This is a genomic window from Rhizobium esperanzae (genome assembly GCF_002204185.1).
GTDB classification, from domain to species: Bacteria; Pseudomonadota; Alphaproteobacteria; order Rhizobiales; family Rhizobiaceae; genus Rhizobium; species Rhizobium esperanzae.
In genome coordinates, this window is record NZ_MXPU01000004.1 from 136,143 (window position 1) to 155,021 (window position 18,879).

19 protein-coding genes are annotated in these 18,879 nt (G+C 62.3%); 15 read left to right on the forward strand and 4 right to left on the reverse strand.

The features are described from left to right. Positions 1 to 97: 97 nt before the first annotated feature. Entirely contained in the window at positions 98 to 1,126 is a 1,029-nt protein-coding gene (locus B5E41_RS07100; RefSeq protein WP_011428300.1) for a LacI family DNA-binding transcriptional regulator, read from the reverse strand. A gap of 129 nt (positions 1,127 to 1,255) precedes the next feature. Here B5E41_RS07100 and B5E41_RS07105 point away from each other — a divergent pair, with 129 nt between their 5' ends. The 13 genes from B5E41_RS07105 to B5E41_RS07160 all read left to right on the forward strand — a co-directional run bounded on the left by B5E41_RS07105 (position 1,256) and on the right by B5E41_RS07160 (position 14,048). After that, on the forward strand, positions 1,256 to 2,344 hold the full coding sequence (locus tag B5E41_RS07105; RefSeq protein ID WP_088392224.1) for a fatty acid desaturase family protein: 1,089 nt from the start codon (positions 1,256 to 1,258) through the stop codon (positions 2,342 to 2,344). Between the two features lie 22 nt (positions 2,345 to 2,366). After that, on the forward strand, positions 2,367 to 2,681 hold the full coding sequence (locus B5E41_RS07110; RefSeq protein WP_088392226.1) for a MocE family 2Fe-2S type ferredoxin: 315 nt from the start codon (positions 2,367 to 2,369) through the stop codon (positions 2,679 to 2,681). Positions 2,682 to 2,691: 10 nt separating this feature from the next. Next, the gene (locus B5E41_RS07115; RefSeq protein WP_088392228.1) at positions 2,692 to 3,918 is read left to right on the forward strand and encodes an NAD(P)/FAD-dependent oxidoreductase; all 1,227 of its coding nucleotides are present in this window, start codon (positions 2,692 to 2,694) and stop codon (positions 3,916 to 3,918) included. 24 nt (positions 3,919 to 3,942) lie between these two features. After that, positions 3,943 to 4,758, forward strand: coding sequence for a 3-methyl-2-oxobutanoate hydroxymethyltransferase (locus tag B5E41_RS07120; RefSeq protein ID WP_176439347.1), 816 nt, complete (start codon positions 3,943 to 3,945; stop codon positions 4,756 to 4,758). Positions 4,759 to 4,836: 78 nt separating this feature from the next. After that, entirely contained in the window at positions 4,837 to 5,775 is a 939-nt protein-coding gene (locus tag B5E41_RS07125) for an NUDIX hydrolase (RefSeq protein WP_176439348.1), read from the forward strand. Positions 5,776 to 5,844: 69 nt separating this feature from the next. Continuing rightward, a complete protein-coding gene (nadA, locus tag B5E41_RS07130; RefSeq protein WP_088392230.1) occupies positions 5,845 to 6,816 on the forward strand; it encodes a quinolinate synthase NadA in 972 nt (323 codons plus the stop codon). Next, positions 6,813 to 8,354 (forward strand): L-aspartate oxidase, encoded by a 1,542-nt coding sequence (locus tag B5E41_RS07135; protein WP_088392232.1) that lies wholly within the window; start codon positions 6,813 to 6,815, stop codon positions 8,352 to 8,354. Before nadA ends, B5E41_RS07135 begins: the two co-directional genes overlap by 4 nt. Next, positions 8,332 to 9,222: a carboxylating nicotinate-nucleotide diphosphorylase gene (gene nadC, locus B5E41_RS07140; RefSeq protein ID WP_176439354.1), complete on the forward strand. Its 891-nt coding sequence runs from the start codon at positions 8,332 to 8,334 to the stop codon at positions 9,220 to 9,222. Before B5E41_RS07135 ends, nadC begins: the two co-directional genes overlap by 23 nt. A gap of 270 nt (positions 9,223 to 9,492) precedes the next feature. Next, on the forward strand, positions 9,493 to 11,448 hold the full coding sequence (locus B5E41_RS07145) for an AfsR/SARP family transcriptional regulator (protein ID WP_088392236.1): 1,956 nt from the start codon (positions 9,493 to 9,495) through the stop codon (positions 11,446 to 11,448). 106 nt (positions 11,449 to 11,554) lie between these two features. After that, positions 11,555 to 11,698: a hypothetical protein gene (locus tag B5E41_RS31625; protein WP_164517828.1), complete on the forward strand. Its 144-nt coding sequence runs from the start codon at positions 11,555 to 11,557 to the stop codon at positions 11,696 to 11,698. A gap of 15 nt (positions 11,699 to 11,713) precedes the next feature. After that, a complete protein-coding gene (locus B5E41_RS07150; RefSeq protein WP_088392238.1) occupies positions 11,714 to 12,976 on the forward strand; it encodes a YcaO-like family protein in 1,263 nt (420 codons plus the stop codon). Next, positions 12,973 to 13,716: a TfuA-like protein gene (locus B5E41_RS07155; RefSeq protein ID WP_088392240.1), complete on the forward strand. Its 744-nt coding sequence runs from the start codon at positions 12,973 to 12,975 to the stop codon at positions 13,714 to 13,716. The genes B5E41_RS07150 and B5E41_RS07155 overlap by 4 nt, the downstream gene beginning before the upstream one ends. A gap of 65 nt (positions 13,717 to 13,781) precedes the next feature. Beyond that, the gene (locus B5E41_RS07160) at positions 13,782 to 14,048 is read left to right on the forward strand and encodes a hypothetical protein (RefSeq protein WP_004668299.1); all 267 of its coding nucleotides are present in this window, start codon (positions 13,782 to 13,784) and stop codon (positions 14,046 to 14,048) included. A 41-nt stretch (positions 14,049 to 14,089) separates the two neighbouring features. Here the strand turns inward: B5E41_RS07160 and B5E41_RS07165 are convergent, their stop codons facing one another. From B5E41_RS07165 to B5E41_RS07175, 3 genes are all read right to left on the reverse strand, one after another. Next, entirely contained in the window at positions 14,090 to 14,494 is a 405-nt protein-coding gene (locus B5E41_RS07165; protein WP_064808765.1) for a helix-turn-helix domain-containing protein, read from the reverse strand. A gap of 269 nt (positions 14,495 to 14,763) precedes the next feature. After that, positions 14,764 to 15,600 (reverse strand): amidohydrolase family protein, encoded by an 837-nt coding sequence (locus B5E41_RS07170; protein ID WP_088392242.1) that lies wholly within the window; start codon positions 15,598 to 15,600, stop codon positions 14,764 to 14,766. 88 nt (positions 15,601 to 15,688) lie between these two features. Then, complete coding sequence (locus tag B5E41_RS07175) at positions 15,689 to 16,474, reverse strand: IclR family transcriptional regulator (protein WP_088392244.1); 786 nt, start codon at positions 16,472 to 16,474, stop codon at positions 15,689 to 15,691. A gap of 296 nt (positions 16,475 to 16,770) precedes the next feature. Here B5E41_RS07175 and B5E41_RS07180 point away from each other — a divergent pair, with 296 nt between their 5' ends. Together B5E41_RS07180 and B5E41_RS07185 are read left to right on the forward strand one after the other, a co-directional pair. Further along, a complete protein-coding gene (locus B5E41_RS07180) occupies positions 16,771 to 17,505 on the forward strand; it encodes an SDR family oxidoreductase (RefSeq protein WP_011428284.1) in 735 nt (244 codons plus the stop codon). A gap of 78 nt (positions 17,506 to 17,583) precedes the next feature. Next, the gene (locus B5E41_RS07185) at positions 17,584 to 18,861 is read left to right on the forward strand and encodes an L-fuconate dehydratase (protein ID WP_088392246.1); all 1,278 of its coding nucleotides are present in this window, start codon (positions 17,584 to 17,586) and stop codon (positions 18,859 to 18,861) included. Positions 18,862 to 18,879 lie beyond the last annotated feature (18 nt).

Genomic DNA, 18,879 nt, shown 5'->3' on the forward strand with positions numbered 1-18,879 from the left:
CTCTATCCGAATTTGCCGGGCAATCCATCCGTCATTGCCGGCGCCCGCCCTCATTGCTGAAAGAATTTCAGGCGTGATGATAGAATTCCATCACTCCTCAGATATTCTCGGAAATATAGATATCGAATGGCAGGAAGGATTGGCCGGGAACGGCGGCCTCACCATGCTCTATCGCGCCGAGCATCAGCGATAACAGCTCCTTGCAGAGAGCGGGCAGGGGAGTGGCAACCACCATGGTGACGATATCGTCGGCGAGACCAGCCTTGCTCTCCGGCGTCAGCTCATTGACGACAAGCACGATCCGGCCGCCGACATCCTCTTCACGGAACGCCGAAATCGCCCCCTCCATACCGCCGCCGCAGACATAAAGCCCGACGAGGTCGGGATGTTTCTGCAGGAGCGTCAGCGTTGCCTCATGGGTGATTTCGGCCGTCTCCAGGTTGATCAATGTTTCGACGACATCGAATTCCGGCGCATTCTCCCGAAAATAGGAGCGGAACCCGATCTCCCGCAATTCATGGCCGTGGAAGCGGTGGCTGCCGACAAAACAGGCCACTTTGCCGGGCTTATCGGCCGTTCGTGCGATCATCCAGGCGGCGGTGCGTCCGACCTTGCGGTTGTTGACGCCGACATAGGCGTCACGCACGCCGGTGGCGAGATCGGAGAGCAGCGAGAAGACGGGAATGCCGCGCTCCTTCAACTCCTCCACCGCGGTCGTGACCGCGGGGTAGTCGGGGCCGACAACGGCTACGGCCTGATTGCGGGCGCCGAGCGACTTGATCTTTTCGTTGATTGCGGCAGGGGTTGTCGAAGACGGGTATTCGATCTGGATTTGCAGACGGGCGGTGGTGACGGCGCGCGCCGCCGCCTCGATTTCGCGGGCGAACGTCTGATAGAAGGCCTGCGTCGGCTTCTGCAGCAGGAAGGCGAGCTTGTATTGCGGCAGATCTTCGAAGACGCGCTGCCGGATGAGGCCGACGGCATGATAACCGATCTCCTGTGCCGCATCATAGACCCGCCGCGCCGTTTCCTCCCGCACACGATGACGAGCGTTGAGAACGCGGTCGACAGTGGCGACGCTGACGCCGGAGGCGCGGGCGAGATCGGAAATGGTGGGTCGGCGCATGATATCCCTGATGTATTCGCTCATGGATGCGAGCCATTCATGATGGCTTTTGATAGATTACATCAAGCCTGCATTGAGCGTCGTCCAAAGTCAACCTATTCTCCCGACAACGGCATAGGGAGGCGGATAATGGCGATCCAGACAAAGAAACGAGACTACGATCTGCTCGGGGAAAGCGGCCGCACCGCGGTGGAGACGGGACTGGCGGCTGCCGAATGGTATCACACCGACATTCCCCGCAAGGAGATGAAGGCGCTGATGCAGCGATCCGATGGGCCGGCGATCCGTGACACAGTCATCTGGCTCGGCAGCATGGCGGTCTTTGCCGGTCTCGGCATCTATTTCTGGGGCTCCTGGATCGCGCTGCCCTTCTTCCTCGCTTACGGCGTGCTCTACGGCTCGGCCTCCGACAGCCGCTGGCATGAATGCGGTCACGGCACCGCCTTCAAAACGCGCTGGATGAACGACGCCGTCTACCAGATCGCCTGCTTCATGATCATGCGCAATCCGGTGACCTGGCGCTGGAGCCATACGCGCCATCATACCGATACGGTCATCGTCGGCCGCGATCCGGAGATCGCCGTCATGCGGCCGCCGGACCTGCTCCGGTTGATCCTCAATTTCTTCGGCATCCTCGACGTCTGGCATGCTGTCCTCGACATGCTGCGCAACGCCTTCGGCATCATCAGCGCGGCGGAAAAGACCTTCATTCCGGAGATGGAGCAGCCGAAGGCGATCCGCTTCGCCCGTATCTGGCTGGCGATCTATCTTGCGACCGTCGCCGTCGCGGTGGCCACCGGCTCGATCCTGCCGCTGATGCTGATCGGCCTGCCGCGCCTCTACGGCGCTTGGCACCACGTGCTGACCGGGCTCCTGCAGCATGGCGGCCTTGCCGACAACGTCATCGATCACCGGCTGAACAGCCGCACGGTCTATATGAACCCGATCAGCCGTTTCATTTATTGGAACATGAATTACCACGTCGAACATCACATGTTCCCGATGGTGCCCTATCACGCGCTGCCCCGGCTGCACGCAATGATCAAGCACGATCTGCCGGCGCCGAACCGGTCGATCTGGTCGGGCTACCGCGAGATGATCCCGGCTTTCCTGCGCCAGCTGCGCAACGAGGATTATTTCCTGAAGCGGGAACTGCCGGCCACCGCGCGGCCCTACCGCGAGGAATTCCACAACGAACTCGCCCCGGCGGCGCAGTAATCACAATCAAGGGAGGTTAGAGATGAGCGGAAACTGGATCGAAGTCTGCGGCAGGGACGAGATCGACGAAGAGGATGTCATCCGCTTCGATCATGGTGGGCGCACCTTCGCGGTCTACCGCAGCCCCGACGACGAATTCTTCGCCACCGACGGACTCTGCACGCATGAACATATCCATCTCGCCGACGGGCTTGTGATGGATGAAATCATCGAATGCCCGAAACATAACGGCCGCTTCAACTACAAGACGGGCGAAGCCAAGGGTGCACCGGTCTGCGTCAATCTCAAGACCTATCCGGTCAAGATCGAAGGCGACACCGTCTTCATCGCTGTCTGAGGAGGCTGATGTGGCTCATTTCGTCATCCTCGGTGCGGGCGAATGCGGTGCTCGCGCCGCTTTCGCTCTGCGGGAAAAGGGTTTTGCCGGCGAGATAACGCTCGTTGGCGCCGAACCCCTTCACCCTTATGAACGGCCGCCGCTTTCGAAGGCCGCTGCCGCCGATGCCGGCGATCCGAAATTCATCGCGGCTGCGGAAAAATACGCCGAAAGCGGCATCCGGCTGCTGATCGGTCTTGAAGCCAGGGATTTCGATCCTGCCTCCCGGATCGTCCTGCTTTCGGATGGCGCCGCACTCTCCTACGACAAGCTTCTGCTGGCGACGGGCGCGGCCGCGCGATCGTTCCCGGGCGCCTCCGAAGGCAATCCGCATATCCGTTCGCTTCGCACCCATGAGGATGCGGCCGCTCTGCGCGAGGCCATGAAGCCCGGCCGGCATATCGTCATTATCGGCGGCGGCTTCATCGGGCTGGAACTTGCCGCGACGGCGCGCCTGCTTGGGGCCGATGTCACCGTCATTGAGGGACTGGAACGCGTGCTGAAGCGCGGCGTGCCGGACGAGATCGCTCATCTGCTGACCGAACGCCACCGGGCCGAAGGTGTCGATATCCGCTGCGGTGTCTCGATTGAGACATTGACTGCGGAAAGCGGGAAGGCCGTCGTCAAACTATTGACTGGCGAGGTGATAGAAGCCGATCTCGCCCTCGTCGGCATTGGCGCGCGGCCGAATGTCGACATCGCCGAAAGGGCGGGGCTTACAATCGAAAACGGCATTGCCGTCGACACCTATCTCCGGACCTCGGCGCCTGATGTTTTTGCCGCCGGCGACTGCTGTTCCTTTCCGCTGCCGATCTATGGCGGCCGGCGGGTAAGGCTCGAATCCTGGCGCAATGCCCAGGAGCAGGGCACGTTGGCCGCCGCCAACATGCTCGGCTGCGACGAAGCCGTTTCAACCGTGCCGTGGTTCTGGTCGGATCAATACGACATGACGCTGCAGATATCAGGCCTCGCCGAAGGGGCGGTCCTGCATCTGCGCCGCGACCTCGGACCGGACGCCTTCATTCTCTTCCACCTCGACGCCGATGGCCGCTTGATCGCCGCAAGCGGCATCGGCCTGGGCAATGCCGTGGCGCGCGACATCAGACTTGCGGAAATGTTGATCGCGGCTGGCGCCCATCCAGACCCTGCTGCGCTGACATCAAGCAACGTCAAGCTGAAATCCCTTCTGGCCGCCTGAGCCCCCGATATTTCAAAGGAATTGATGATGAAAAAACATAAGCGTGCAACCGTTGCCGATCTGCTTGCGGAAAAGGGCAAGCGCCAGCTGACCATGCTGCGCGTCACCTCGCTCGAGGAGGCCGAAGCCGCCGAAAAGGCCGGGATCGATATCGTTTCGGTACCACCGTCGCTGCTCGGCCCGGTCTTCCGCGAGATCGCCCCCACGCCCTTTGCCATTCCGGGTCTCGAATATGGCGACCACGTCTCGGCCGAAGACTACCTGCGCGCCGCCTTTGCGGCCCTGAAGGCCGGCGGTGATGCCGTCTATTGCGCCGCGAGCCTGCAGACGATCCGTCGCCTGCGCGACGAGGGCATCCCCGTCTGCGGCCATCTCGGGCTGATCCCCTCGAAAGCCACCTGGACCGGAGGTTTCCGCGCCGTCGGCAAGACGGCAGCAAGTGCGGCCGAGATCTGGCGGCAGACCAAAGCGCTCGAGGAGGCTGGCGCCTTCGCCGCCGAAATCGAAGTCGTGCCGGGTGACGTTGCCGCCGCCATCAGCAGCAACACCTCGATGCTGATGATCTCGATGGGCGCGGGCAGCGGCTGCGACGCCCAATATCTCTTCGCCGACGACGTGCTCGGCGCCAATCGCGATCATTATCCCCGCCATGCCAAGGTCTATCGCAACTTCGCCGCCGAACATGATCGGCTGCAGCGCGAGCGCATCGCCGCCTTCACCGAATTCGCCGAGGACGTCAGGACCGGCGCCTATCCGGAAAAGCGTCACTGCGTCGGTATCGACGAAGCCGAACTGAAGATTTTCCTCGACCGGCTGACTAACGAGACAGGCAAGCGCTGACGCCTGCCCGGCGACTCCCTTCTTCCCAGCGGGGAGAGGGGAAAGTTGCATTGGCTTCCGTCGCCGCCTGTGGCAGGAATGATCCGTTCGATTCATTCGGAACGGAGTATTCGGCCCCCTGTGACGATCGGCTTTGCGCATGCGGAACTGATTGCAGTGCTCGTCGCGGTGACGGGGGATGAGCCGCGCGTCATGACCATCCGCTCCGGCAACGCGCTGCCGTCGGGCCCATTCGAAATGGGCCATCGAACCCTGCAATCGGGCCTGCGCGAATGGGTGCAGGAGCAGACCGAGCACCCGGTTGGTTATCTCGAACAACTCTATACCTTCGCCGACCGCGACCGGAACAACGAGATTCTTGGCGGGCGGACGATCTCGATCAGCTATCTCGGCCTCGTCAACGAGCAGGCGGGCGCCGGCCGACCCGGATGGCACGGCTGGTACGACTATTTTCCCTGGGAAGACCATCGGCAGGGCCGGCCGGCCGTGCTGGATGAAATCGTGGCACGCCTGAAAAGCTGGGCGGATGTCGATCCGGCCCGGCGGGACCATCGCCATCGCCGCGCCGATTTCACCTTCGGCCTCGACGGCGGCGGCTGGAATGAGGATCTGGCCCTGCAACGCTACGAACTGCTTTATGAAGCCGGTCTCGTGGCCGAATCCGGATGCGGGGCGGAAGCCAATCTCGGCCGGGCGATGTTTGCCGATCATCGCCGCATTCTTGCGACCGGGATTGCTCGGCTGCGCGCCAAGATCAAGTACCGCCCCGTCGTCTTCGAACTGATGCCGGAGAGTTTTACGCTTCTGCGGCTGCAGCGCACAATCGAGGCCCTGGCCGGACTGACGCTGCACAAGCAGAATTTCCGCCGCCTGATCGAACAGCAGGAACTGGTCGAGGAAACCGGCGGAACCGAAAGCGAAACCGGCGGCCGGCCGGCCAAGCTCTTCCGCTTCCGCCACACCGTGCTCGAAGAACGGGCGCTCGCAGGAACGAAATTACCGCTCTCCCGCAATTGACATATGCTCATAGCGAGAATATGTCTTTGCCCATGATATGCTCAAAACGAGCATAATTGGGAGCCGGTCATGAATCACGCAGTTTCCGCATCCTCGCTCTACAACCGCGTCAGCCGCGTCATCCCCAAAGCCGAATGGATGTCGTTCGCGGACGACGTGGACGCCATTCTCGAGCTCAAGCGCCGCCGTAATGCGGTCATTCTCGCTCACAACTATCAGACGCCTGAGATTTTTCACGGTGTGGCCGATATCGTCGGCGACAGCCTGGCGCTCGCCCGCAAGGCTGTCGAGGTCGATGCCGATGTCATCGTGCTGGCCGGCGTGCATTTCATGGCCGAGACCGCCAAGCTTCTGAACCCCGAAAAAACCGTGCTGATCCCCGATCTCGGCGCCGGTTGCTCGCTGGCGGATTCGATCACGCCGGAGGATATTGCGCTGCTGCGCCAGGCCCATCCCGGCGTCCCCGTCATCACCTATGTCAATACCTCGGCCGCGGTGAAGGCCGCCTCCGACATCTGCTGCACCTCGGGCAATGCCAAACAGGTGGTGGAGTCGCTCGGCGTGCCGAAGGTGCTGATGATCCCTGACGAATATCTCGCCCGCAACGTCGCCCGTGAGACCGACGTCGAGATCATCGCCTGGCATGGGCATTGCGAAGTGCATGAACTCTTCACCGCTGAGGATGTCCGCCAACTGCGTGAAAACCATCCCGGCGTGACGGTGCTCGCCCATCCGGAATGCCCGCCGGACGTGGTGGCGGAGGCCGATTTCGCCGGCTCCACCGCTGTGATGTCCGATTATGTCGGCAGGCAGAAGCCGGCGCGCGTCGTGCTACTGACCGAATGCTCGATGAGCGACAACGTCGCAGTCCACCATCCCGACGTCGAATTCATCCGCCCCTGCAATCTCTGCCCGCATATGAAGCGGATTACGCTTGCCAATATCCGCGCCGCACTCGAGGAAAACCGCCACGAGGTGACGGTCGACCCGGCCATCGCCGTGGCCGCGAGCCGCGCCGTCGAGAGGATGCTTGCGATATGACCGAGATCCTCGAGCAGTTGACCGGCCGCACCGTCATCGTCGGCAGCGGCCTTGCCGGGCTGATGGCGGCGCTGACGCTGGCGCCGGAACCTTCTGTCATTGTCACCCGCGCCGCCCTCGGCGCCGAAACCTCGAGCGCTTGGGCGCAGGGCGGCATTGCCGCCAGCATCGGCGCCGACGACAGCGCCGCACTTCATCTGGCCGATACGCTTGCAGCCGGCGACGGGCTCTGCGACCGGAGCGTCGCGGCCGGCATCATTGCCGAGGCACCGGCAGCAATTGCCGCGCTGGAGCAGGCCGGCGTGCGCTTCGACCGCAATGCGACGGGAGAATTCTCGCTCGGATTGGAGGCGGCCCATAACCGCCGCCGCATCGTCCATGCCGAAGGCGATGGTTCGGGTGCGGCAATCATCGCCGCATTGGTACGGGCCGTGGCGCAGTCGCCTGCCATTTCAGTGCTCGAAGGCTTCGAAGCGCGGCGGATTCTGATGGACGGAGAAGGGGTCGCCGGCCTGCTCTGCGCGACCGCGGATGGGACTGCCATCCTGCCGACCGGCAAGGTGGTGCTGGCCACTGGCGGTATCGGCGGCCTTTATGATGCGACCACCAATCCGATCGGCAATTTCGGCCAGGGGATTGCGCTCGCGGCACGGGCGGGTGCCGACCTTGCCGACATGGAATTCGTCCAGTTCCATCCGACGGCGCTCGATTCTCGCCGCAGGCCCTTGGCGCTGGTCAGCGAGGCGGTGCGCGGCGAGGGGGCTCTGCTCGTCAATGAAAGCGGTGAACGGTTCATGGCCCGCATCCCGGGCGCCGAGCTTGCGCCGCGCGATGTGGTGGCGCGCGCCATCAGTGCCGAGATCGCCCGCGGCGGCAGGGTCTTCCTCGATGCCCGCGACGCGCTCGGCAGCCGGTTCGCTACACGCTTCCCTGTGATCGCAGCCCTTTGCGGCGAAGCCGGAATCGATCCGGCGAAAGACCTCATTCCGGTGCGCCCGGCCGTTCACTACCATATGGGCGGCGTCGCAACCGATGCCAACGGCCGCAGCTCCGTTCCCGCCCTCTGGGTTGCCGGGGAGGCGGCCTCGACCGGCCTGCACGGCGCAAACCGGCTGGCCAGCAATTCGCTGCTGGAAGCGGCGGTGATGGGCATGCGGGCGGCGCGCGACATAGCGGGCATGCCGGCACGAACCGGCAGTCCCTTCCAGTCCGAAAGGCTGCCAGCGCCGGCCGACGCATCGCTGGTCCGGCCGATCGTCTCGCGCCATCTCGGCGTGCTGCGCAATGGGGGCGCGGTGCAGGACGCGATTGCCGCCCTGCTGCCGCTTGCCGAAAGTGACGGCCCGGCCGCCGATCCGGCCATCGTCGCGCTTCTGATCGCCGTCTTTGCCGGTCTGCGGATGGAATCGCGCGGCGCCCATGCCCGCACCGATTTTCCGCTGAAGCTCGCTGATATCAAGCGTCGTCGGATGCGTCTGTCCCAGGCGTTGGAGATCGCCCGTGCAACACCGTCCTATGCCCTTGCCAGGAGTGCCTAAGATGAGCCTTACTCCCCTTCCGCGTCTGATTATCGAACCCTTGGTGCGGGCAGCCCTGCTCGAAGATCTCGGCCTTGCCGGCGACATCACCTCGGCATCGGTCATCCCCTCGGATCACCGCTCCACGGTGGTGATGGCCGCCCGCCAGCCCGGCGTGATCGCCGGCCTCGATGCGGCCGACCTCGCCTTCACGCTCGTCGATCCTCAAATCGTCATGCGCCGCCACATCGAGGACGGCGATGCGGTCAAATCCGGTGACGTCATCGCCACCATCGAGGGCCCTTCGCGCGGACTCTTGACCGGTGAGCGCACCGCGCTGAATTTCCTCGGCCATCTCTCCGGCATCGCCACCGTCACCGCCGGGATTGCCGCCGCCATCAGCGGCACCAAGGCCTCGGTCGCCTGCACGCGCAAGACGACGCCGGGGCTGCGGGCGCTGGAAAAATATGCAGTGCGGGCCGGCGGCGGCATGAACCACCGTTTCGCGCTTTATGACGCGGTGCTGATCAAGGACAACCACGTGGCCATATCAGGTGGCGTTGCCGAGGCGATCCGCCGGGCGCGGGCCGGCGTCGGTCATCTGGTCAAGATCGAGGTCGAAGTGGACAGGCTCGATCAGCTGCAGGAGGCGATGGCCGTCGGTATCGATGCCGTTCTGCTCGACAATATGACGCCGGACCAGCTGCGCGAGGCGGTCGCCATCGTTGCCGGGCGGGCAATCACCGAGGCATCGGGCCGGGTGACGCCGGCAACGGCCGCTGCAATCGCCGCTTCCGGCGTCGACCTTATTTCGGTCGGTTGGCTGACGCACAGCGCGCCCGTGCTGGATATCGGCCTCGATTTCGTCGAGCCCGCCGGCGCGGCATAAACCAGCGCCAAATAGATCGCGCCGATGCTGTGATCGATCAGGATCGCTTGCTGTGGTTGCGGCTGTAGAGGCCGCAACGGCTGGAATAACGGATCCAAATCACGTCGGGGGGCAAAGTGTTGGCAAGCATTTCCGGCCGCTTATGTGAGAAAATGCAAATATTCGGTGTAAAAACTTCTTTTTGCGCTATGCGCGGGCCTATTATCGCTCTAACATGTTCCTGAGTGACAGGTGCGTATGCGCGTCTGGTCTTCAGGGGTGAGAAGCGGGATGCAACGGACATCCGGACAGATGTCGACGAACAGGCTTTGCCTGCTCGGAAGACCGCGATTGCTGGCAGCGGGGAGGGAACTCCCCTTGCCGGAGAAGTCTTATTTTCTCTTCGCCATGCTCGCCGCCGAAACCAATCTCGAACTCGACCGGGAAACCGTCAGGCGGCAGCTCTGGCAATCGGAAGCCCCGGAGAAACGCGCAGGCAGTCTGCGCCAGCTGCTGGCGCGCATCGAGCAAAGCATTCCCGCCGACCTTCCGCCGCTGCTGAAAGCGACCCGAACCCATATCGGCCTTGCCGACGGCTGGGAGGTCGACGTCCATATACTGAAGCAGAAAGGGCCGCTCGCGGCCGAAGACGGCGACATTCTGAATGGCGAATTGCTTGAAGGCGCCAAGTCGCCGACGCAGGGCGCCGAAGACTGGCTGACTTTCGAGCGCCAGCGCATCGATGAATTGCGCGCCGCCCATCTGGCGCGGCTGGTGGAAACCGCTGAAGACAGATCGGATGAGGAGCAGGTGGCCTTTGCCCGTCGCCTGCTGGAGCTCGACCCTGCCAGCGAGACGGCCTATCGGTCGCTGATGCGCACTTATGTCAGGATGAACGATCCGGCCGCCGCCCGACAGTCCTATCTGAAGTGCAAGAGCCAGTTGAAGGAGGAGTTCGACACCGAGCCGGAGGTAAGCACCACCGCGCTTGCCCGCGAACTCGGCCTGATCCCGGCAGCTCAGCCCGCAGCGGCCGAACGTCCGTCGGCAGTGCCCGGCGGCTTCGCCGATCTGCTCGGTCAGCCGCGGATCATCATCCTGCCGCCGGAAAGCATTTTCACCGATGCGCTGATGGAGCGCGTCGGCAGAGCCTTGCTTGAGGACGTCACCATCGGCCTCAGCCAGCAGCGCGGCTTCAAGGTGATCGCAGCCCATACGAGCCTCGAAATCCTCAGCCGTTCGGTCGATCCGGCCCGCGTGGTGCCCCGTGCGCTCGACATTAGCTTCGACTATGCGGTTTACGTCACCATCCAAGGCCGCGACGAGGATGTCTATGCGACCTGCCGTCTGACGCGGACGACGACATCGGAGGTGATCTGGGCTCTGGAACTGCCGCTGGTCATGCAGAAGATCAGCGAATCCTTCGCGCATCTGACACGGCGCATCGTCTCCTCGCTTGCCGATACGGTCGAACGCCACGAGCTGGCGATGCCGATCGGCGAGGCGCCACCATCCGCTTACCGTCTCTATCTGGAGGGCAAGCGGCTGATCGCCCATACCGACCTGCAGCATCTGCGCCAGGCGCGAAAATGGTTCAGATCCTCGCTTAATCGTTACGAGAATTTCTCGGCCGCCCATGCCGGCGTATCGCGTGCGCTCGGCATGGAATGGCTGATCCGCGGCATGCAGGACACCGAACTGCTCGATGAGGCGAACGGTGCGGCCCGGCTGGCGCAGCAATCCGACCCGAACAGCGGCCGGGCTTACCGCGAACTCGGCTTCGTGGCGCTGTATCGCCGCCGTTTCGACGAAAGCCTGGACTATTTCCAGCAGGCTCAGGATCTCAATCCGAACGACGCCGACATCCTTGCCGATTACGCCGATGCGCTTTCTCACGACGGCGATTTCGATCGGGCGCTGGAGCTGAGCAACGCGGCTTTCAAGCTCAATCCGCTGCCGCCGGACTATTATTACTGGAACCTCGGCGGCATCCATTTCATGCGCGAAGAATATAAAAAGGCGATTGAAGCGCTGGAACCGGTGAAGACCAAGCAGGCAACGGCGCGCCTGCTGGCAGCCTCTCATGCCATGGCGGGCGATCAGGGCAAGGCTGAGAATTACGCCCGGGTCGTCCTTGAAAACTTCCCTGATTTCCGCAGCGACGATATCCGTCACTTCGTTCCCGATCGCGACCCCGCCTTTACGGAACCGCTGATAAGAGGCCTGCAGCTTGCCGGTCTTCCGTGATTGCATCGCCTTTTAACGAAGCCTGTAACGCTTAAATGACGCAGGCAATGTTTCCTTCGAATGGTTAACGGCAGAAACGCGCCGTTTAATCAATCGGAGATGAAACATGAAGACGAATGCTGAAACTCCCGCCGCGCAGACACAGTCCCTGCGCTTTTCCGCAGCCGCCAAAGCAGCCCTGAAGCAGGACGAACTCAACGTCTCCGCCAATGGGCTCGAGAGCCTGACGCATGCCCTGAGGTTTCGTTAAAGGGACGAGATCGGTATGTCCGCCTTCGCCGACCTCGAAACGCTTGCCGGTGACCTCGAACGATCATCGGCAGGCGTCAGCGACTATCACGACCGAGCAGTCACGCCGGCGCAGACACTTGCAGCCATCAGGCCGCATCTGCGCGAATTCGGTATTACGCGCGTCGGCCTGCTGACGGCTCTCGACGTGCTGAACATCCCCGTCGCCTTCGCGACGAGGCCGAACAGCCACACGCTTTCGGTCTTCCAAGGCAAAGGCATCGACAATGATGCCGCCATGGCCTCGGCCGCCATGGAAGCGATCGAGACGCGGATCGCGGAAATTCTGCCCGCCGACCTGACGCAGGCGACGGTGGAGAGCATGCGCGCGGAACGCGCCGCCATGATCGATCTCGACAATGTCGCACGATGCGCGCCCGATGAAATCGGCGGCGACCCCATCCCCTGGTGCTCCGGCCTCGACGTTCTGTCCGGCAGCAGCGTCTTCGTCCCCTGGTGGCTCGTCGGCCTCGACCATCGCGGCGAGCGGCCCTCGGGTTTCGAGCAGTCGAGTGATGGGCTTGCCTCCGGCAATACGCCGTCCGAAGCGGTCCTGCATGGGCTTTGCGAGCTGGTCGAGCGCGACGCCTGGGCCCTGACCCAGCTGAAATCGCCGCAGCGCCTCAAGGAGAGCCGCATCGATCCCGCCTCCTTCGGCGATGCGGTCATCGATGTCATGACCGACCGGATTTCGCGCGCCGGCATGCGGCTGCTGCTGCTTGACATGACCACGGATATCGGCGTTCCGGCTTTTCTGGCCGTCATCATGCCGGGCAATCTTTCCGACCGCGTCGACGCGCGCTGGTCGCATGTCTGCGGCGGCTGCGGCTGCCATCCCGATCCCGTGCGTGCCGCGCTGCGTGCCATCACCGAGGCGGCCCAGAGCCGGCTGACGGCGATCGCCGGCAGCCGCGACGATTTCTCGCCGCGCATCTATCAGCGTCTCGACAAGAGTGCGGCGATGCAGCAGTTGGTCGAACTCTGCGAGAGCGACGGCCGGATGCGCGCCTTTCAGAGCCGCCATCGCCGTGCCGCGACGATCCAGGAGACCATCCGCAACATAGCCGACCGGCTGGTGGCGAGCGGGATCGAGCAGATCGTCGCCGTGCCCTTTGCCCATCCGGCTTTGCCGGTCTCGGTCGTCAGGGTGATCGTGCCGGGCCTGGAGGTCGATATATCAGGTCAGTACATCCAGCTCGGCCTGCGCGCCGTTAACACCATGAGAGGAGCCCAATCATGAAGGTTCTGTTCGTCGGTCCGAGCCTTGGCAGCGGCCTTGCCGCAGCGAGAAATATCTCTCCGTGCATCGATTTCCGCCCGCCCGCCGCCCGCGGCGACATCCTGAAGGCGGTGGAGGATGGCGCCACCGCGATCGGCCTCGTCGACGGCTATTTCGGCGAGCTGCCTTCGGTCTGGCACAAGGAAATTCTTTACGCGCTCGAACATGATGTCGCCGTAGCCGGCGGCGCCAGCATGGGCGCATTGCGGGCTGCGGAATGCGCTCCGTTCGGGATGGTCGGCCTCGGCTCGATCTTCGAAGATTACGAGTCCGGGAGGCTCCTCGACGACGAGGCCGTCGCGCTGGTACATGCGCCGCAGGCGCTTGGCTGGTTGCCGCTTTCCGTACCCTGGGTCGATTTCGAACCCACGATTAATGCGCTTTATGCCTGCGGGGAGATTTCGACGGGTGAGCGCAAGAAACTGCTGCTCTCCGGCCGTTTCCTGCATTTCTCCGAGCGCACCTATGCGCGTGTGGTCGACGAGTGCCATTTTCGAAAGCCGCGCCGCGATCACCTTCTCGCCGCTCTCCGCAAGAATCGAGTCGAACGCAAACGCGACGATGCACGGCTGGTGCTGGAGTGGCTGCACCGCGACGAATTCGCGCCCGTCAACCGTGACTGGCGCTTTGCCGCAACCTCGCATTGGGAGCTTTTGCACGCCGAAGTCACACGCGATGTGACTCCTGTAACGCTAGAATAACGGTCTCGGCGAAATGATGCAGTACTGATGGAATCTGAGGCTTCACGGCCAAGGGGGCGAGAACAATGTTTGAACAACATAACGAAGGTACAGGCAGTGAATACGCAAGGATCTTCCGGCTGCTGTCGGCAGCCAAGGAGGAGGCTGAAAAACTTCAGCTGCGTAATCTGATGCACCTGACGAACATGGCGCTGCTGCAGGTCGTAATCGATTGGGACGGCATAGATCCGGACAGGGAACTTGACGTCAACCTCGAGAAACTGCTCGGCAGCAAGGCCAAGATCGCAATGAAGGACGCTAGCGAGAATCTGATCCTGATCGATCGCCATTGACCTTCATGCCGTCCGTTAGGATCGTGTGAAGGAGACCCGGCCTATTCGGCCGCTTCACCGTCGACCTGTTCGGTATGGGCAATTGCCTGAACAAGCTTCAGGATCTTCTTGCGAAGAGCTTCGTTTTTGATCGAGAAGAACGCCGCATTCAAAAGGACACCCTCGCGCGAAATAACGAATTCCTCGCTGGGTGCGGGGTTGTCGTTAGCCGTTTCAGGGGTCGACAGGTCGTCGAAGAACGTCCTGACGTCGACATTCAGCGCGCCGGCGATTTCAACCAGCATGCTGGCGGAAACGCGGTTGGAGCCTTTTTCGTATTTCTGGATCTGCTGAAACGTTACGCCGACACGATCGCCCAATTCCGTCTGCGAAACTTTGCGCAGCAGACGCTGTATGCGGATCGTCTTTCCGACATGAACGTCCACTGCGTGCGGTTCTTCTTTCATTTGTTTTCCCTCCTGAGGACACGGACATGAGGTTATTCGCCATATCCGTGTCTGACAACTTGTAACTGAGACACACAAAGCTAGCAATTGTTTGGCTGTAAGTCGTCCCAAACCGAAACATTGCATCGCTTCATATTAGCAGCAGCAAAAAACATGCCAAAGTAGCACTTTTGGGGGGTACATCATCCGATTTCAGGGTGCCGGACATGGTGCGCAAACTTTCGCGGCGGGTTTCGCTGCCAAAGGATCGGGGCAGCGTAAACAAAAAGTTACAGTGACCAGAGGCGCTGGGCATTGGCGAAGAGCAGCTTGGACCGCTCCGTCTCGCTGCTGCCGGAGATGACGGCATGGGTCGCTGCAACCCAGGTGGAAAGGCCGCCGCCGAGCGTGCAGACCGGCCAGTCGCTGCCCCAGACGACACGATCCCAGCCGAAACTTGCGATCACATGTTCGATATAGGGCGTCAGCGTCTGTGCTGTCCATGTCTGCGCATCCGCATAGGCGACAACGCCGGAAATCTTGCAGATTACGTTCGGCCGGCGGGCGATCTCCGAAATGCCGGCCTTCCATGGCTCGAAGGCATCGGAGCGGATATCCGGCACGCCGCAATGATCGAGGACGAACTGCACGTCGGGCGCGAGATCGACGAGAGCGGTGACGCGACCGGCCTGGTGCGGCAATGTGCAGAGGTCGAAGGTCAGGCCGCTGCCACCGATGCGCCGGATATTGTCTCGAAACAGGACACCTTCCGAGATGGTGTCAGGCACGACATGCAGCACGCGGCGGAAGCCCTTGACGAAGGGATCGGCCTTCTGCCGTTCGAGATAGGCTGCAAAACCCTCCTCTTCCGGGCGGCAGGAGACGATCGCCCCGGCAATCAGGCTGCCTCGCTCATTGGCGAGAGAGGCAATGTGGTCGGTCTCAGCCTGCATCACGGCCGGATCGACATCGACCTCCATATGCAGCGCCGTGGTAATGCCGCAGCGCCGCGCCTCGGCCGCATAGGTCTCATAAAGAAAGTCATGATCGAGAGCCGGCACGCCGGAAAGCCAGGGATAAGAAAGCGCCGAGCGGTCGATGATGTGCAAATGGGTGTCGATGAGCACGCGTTCCTCCTCCAGAAATGACCTCTGCCGCAACCTATTTCCAGTGAATGGATTATTCAAATAGAAACTCCGAGCTCCTGCCACCTGTTCAGCCGGAATTGACGACATCCGCCCCGGCCAGCAGCGAAAGCTGAGCGGCGGTCTTCTGCACCAGCGTGATCGTCTGGGTGATGTCGGGGGCGGACGGGGCGTTGACAAGGGCGATGAAGGGGCAGGTGAGGGCGGCGATGCAACGCCGATCCGGCCCGAGAACCGGCGCCGACAGATTGTAGACGCCCGATGTCTGGACGCTCGCCATCATCTCGTAGCCGCGCTCGCGGATCTGGTCGAGACGATCGTAGAATTCCGCGCCAAGGTCGATATCGGCGCGGTTGCGCGCATGTTCCGATATCATCATTTCCCGCTCCTCGTCGCTGCGGAAGGCGAGCAGTACATGCCCCGAGCCGGTGTCGAACAGGCTGATATGAGCGCCGATGCGGATCGAGAAGCCCCAATAGTCCGGCGCCTCCTGCTGGGCGATGACAACGGCGGCGCCACGGTCGAAGACGGCGAGATGATTGGCCTGGCGGGTGCGCTGGGCGAGATCGCGCATCAGCGGCGTGGCGTAGGAGGCAAGCCGGCGCACAGGCGCATGCAATTGCGCAAGACCGAAGAGCTTCAGCGTCAGCGAATAACGATCGCCGTCCAGCCGGGTGACGTAACCGCGACGCACCAGCCGGTCGAGCATGCGATAGAATTCATTGGGGCTGCGGTCGAGCCGCTTGGCGATCTCCGCCTGGGTGAGGCCGCTGTCGACGCCGGCAAGCAGCTCCAGGATATCGAGACCCTTGTCAAGGGCAGGAGCGCGGTAGCGGTCTGACTCGTCGGTCTCCATTCCTTCCTCCTGTGAATATTGTTCTGCATATACGCAGAACCACGGCCGGAAAAGGAAAACTTCACGCGTGACCCTTGGCCAATCGTCTGTTTGTCTATAAACAGACAAATCATAATTGAAGATAGCCGATCAGCAGAAACGAGGCGAGGCTTCGTGCCTTGCTCCAGACCGGACGAAACGCGCAAAGAGAGAAAATGGCAGGCTCTGATGGACGTGCTATTCCATCACTGCTCGGCCTTCGGCAAGATAACCGCATGCATCGTCTCATTGTAGACAATCCAGAAGAGGCCCGTGACATGACAAACAGACTCTCCGGCAAGACCGTTCTCATTACCGCGGCCGGCCAGGGCATCGGCCGGGCGACGGCGGCAGCCTTTGCCGCGGCCGGCGCCAAGGTCCATGCAACCGACATCAACACCGATGCGCTGGCGACCCTTGCCGCGGAAACCGGCGTCTCCACCCATAAGCTCAACGTGCTCGATGGGGATGCGGTCACGGCGCTCGTCGCCGAAATCGGCGCTGTGGACGTGCTGTTCAACTGCGCCGGCTTCGTCCATGCCGGCTCGATCCTGGAAATGCCGGATTCCGATCTCGAATTCGCTTTCGACCTCAACGTCAAGGCAATGATCCGCACCATCCGGGCGGTGCTGCCCGGCATGCTCGAACGCAAGGACGGGTCGATCATCAACATGGCCTCCGTCGCCTCCAGCATCAAGGGCGTGCCGAATCGCTTCGCCTATGGTGTCACCAAGGCGGCGGTCATCGGTCTTACCAAATCGGTCGCCGCCGATTATGTTGCTCAAGGCATCCGCTGCAATGCCATCTGCCCCGGCACGGTGGAAAGTCCGTCCTTGCAGGACCGCATGCGCGCCCAGGGCGATTATGATGCGGCCCGCGCCGCCTTCATCGCCCGCCAGCCGATGGGCCGGCTCGGCACGCCGGAAGAGATCGCTGATCTCGCCGTCTATCTCGCCGGCGCTACCTACACATCTGGCCAGGCGATCGCCATCGACGGCGGCTGGACGATCTGACGTCGGCTCGTGACGCGGTCGGCAGACCGCCGGCCGGTCCGCCTATCGCAATTGGCCCCATAAATCGGGAGGAACACCATGACCCGCATCACCGACCTTCGCGTCTTCGATCTCCGCTTTCCCACCTCGCAAAGCCTGGACGGATCCGATGCGATGAACCCCGATCCCGACTATTCGGCCGCCTATGTCATTCTCGACACGGATGTTCCAGGCCTTGCCGGCCATGGCCTGACCTTCACCATCGGCCGCGGCAACGACATTTGCTGCATGGCGATCGAAGCGATGCGCCATCTTGTCATCGGCACCGACCTCGCCGAAGTTCTCGCCCATCCCGGCAAATTCTGGCGGCACCTGACCAGCGACAGCCAGTTGCGCTGGATCGGCCCGGAAAAGGGTGCCATTCACCTGGCGACCGGTGCCGTCGTCAACGCTGTCTGGGATCTGCTTGCCAAACAGGCCGGCAAGCCGGCCTGGCGGCTGATCGCCGAGATGTCGCCGGAAGAGATCGCCGATATCGTCGACTACCGCTACCTCACCGACGTGCTGACGCGCGATGAAGCGGTCGCTATCCTCAAGAAGGCGGAAGCCGGCAAGGCGGAACGGATCGCCATTCTCGAAAAGGAGGGCTACGCCTGCTACACGACGTCGGCCGGCTGGCTGGGTTATGAAGACGAGAAATTGCGCCGGCTCTGCCAGGAAGCGATCGATGCCGGCTTCAACCATATCAAGATGAAGGTCGGCCGTGATCTCGACGACGATATCCGCCGTCTGAGGATAGCCCGCGAAGTGATCGGTCCCGATCGCTACCTGATGATCGACGCCAACCAGGTCTGGGACGTCAGTCAGGCGATCGATTGGGTCAAGGCGCTTGCTTTCGCCAAGCCCTTCTTCATCGAGGAACCCACAAGCCCCGACGATGTCGCCGGCCACCGCAAGATCCGCCAGGCAATCGGCCCGGTGAAGGTCGCGACCGGCGAGATGTGCCAGAACCGCATCATGTTCAAGCAATTCATCGCCGAAGGCGCGATCGACATCGTCCAGATCGATTCCTGCCGGATGGGCGGGCTGAACGAGGTTCTTTCCGTGCTTTTGATCGCCGCCAAGTTCGGCCTGCCGGTCTGGCCGCATGCCGGCGGAGTCGGTCTCTGCGAATATGTGCAGCATCTGTCGATGATCGACTATGTCGCCGTCTCCGGCACCAAGGATGGCCGCGTCATCGAATATGTTGACCATCTCCACGAACATTTCCTCGACCCCTGCCGGATTGAGGACGCCGCCTATATGCCGCCGGTTCTGCCGGGCTTCTCAATCGAGATGAAACCGGCTTCGATCAGCAGCTATACATTTCGAGGCTGAGGAACCAGCGCCAGCGGC

Coding starts and splice junctions, on each gene's coding strand:
- B5E41_RS07100 (WP_011428300.1), bottom strand. CDS start 1,126: ATGCGCCGACCCACCATTTCCGATCTCGCCCGCGCCTCCGGCGTCAGC.
- B5E41_RS07105 (WP_088392224.1), top strand. CDS start 1,256: ATGGCGATCCAGACAAAGAAACGAGACTACGATCTGCTCGGGGAAAGC.
- B5E41_RS07110 (WP_088392226.1), top strand. CDS start 2,367: ATGAGCGGAAACTGGATCGAAGTCTGCGGCAGGGACGAGATCGACGAA.
- B5E41_RS07120 (WP_176439347.1), top strand. CDS start 3,943: ATGATGAAAAAACATAAGCGTGCAACCGTTGCCGATCTGCTTGCGGAA.
- B5E41_RS07125 (WP_176439348.1), top strand. CDS start 4,837: ATGATCCGTTCGATTCATTCGGAACGGAGTATTCGGCCCCCTGTGACG.
- nadA (WP_088392230.1), top strand. CDS start 5,845: ATGAATCACGCAGTTTCCGCATCCTCGCTCTACAACCGCGTCAGCCGC.
- B5E41_RS07135 (WP_088392232.1), top strand. CDS start 6,813: ATGACCGAGATCCTCGAGCAGTTGACCGGCCGCACCGTCATCGTCGGC.
- nadC (WP_176439354.1), top strand. CDS start 8,332: ATGCCCTTGCCAGGAGTGCCTAAGATGAGCCTTACTCCCCTTCCGCGT.
- B5E41_RS07145 (WP_088392236.1), top strand. CDS start 9,493: ATGCAACGGACATCCGGACAGATGTCGACGAACAGGCTTTGCCTGCTC.
- B5E41_RS31625 (WP_164517828.1), top strand. CDS start 11,555: ATGAAGACGAATGCTGAAACTCCCGCCGCGCAGACACAGTCCCTGCGC.
- B5E41_RS07150 (WP_088392238.1), top strand. CDS start 11,714: ATGTCCGCCTTCGCCGACCTCGAAACGCTTGCCGGTGACCTCGAACGA.
- B5E41_RS07155 (WP_088392240.1), top strand. CDS start 12,973: ATGAAGGTTCTGTTCGTCGGTCCGAGCCTTGGCAGCGGCCTTGCCGCA.
- B5E41_RS07160 (WP_004668299.1), top strand. CDS start 13,782: ATGTTTGAACAACATAACGAAGGTACAGGCAGTGAATACGCAAGGATC.
- B5E41_RS07165 (WP_064808765.1), bottom strand. CDS start 14,494: ATGAAAGAAGAACCGCACGCAGTGGACGTTCATGTCGGAAAGACGATC.
- B5E41_RS07175 (WP_088392244.1), bottom strand. CDS start 16,474: ATGGAGACCGACGAGTCAGACCGCTACCGCGCTCCTGCCCTTGACAAG.
- B5E41_RS07180 (WP_011428284.1), top strand. CDS start 16,771: ATGACAAACAGACTCTCCGGCAAGACCGTTCTCATTACCGCGGCCGGC.
- B5E41_RS07185 (WP_088392246.1), top strand. CDS start 17,584: ATGACCCGCATCACCGACCTTCGCGTCTTCGATCTCCGCTTTCCCACC.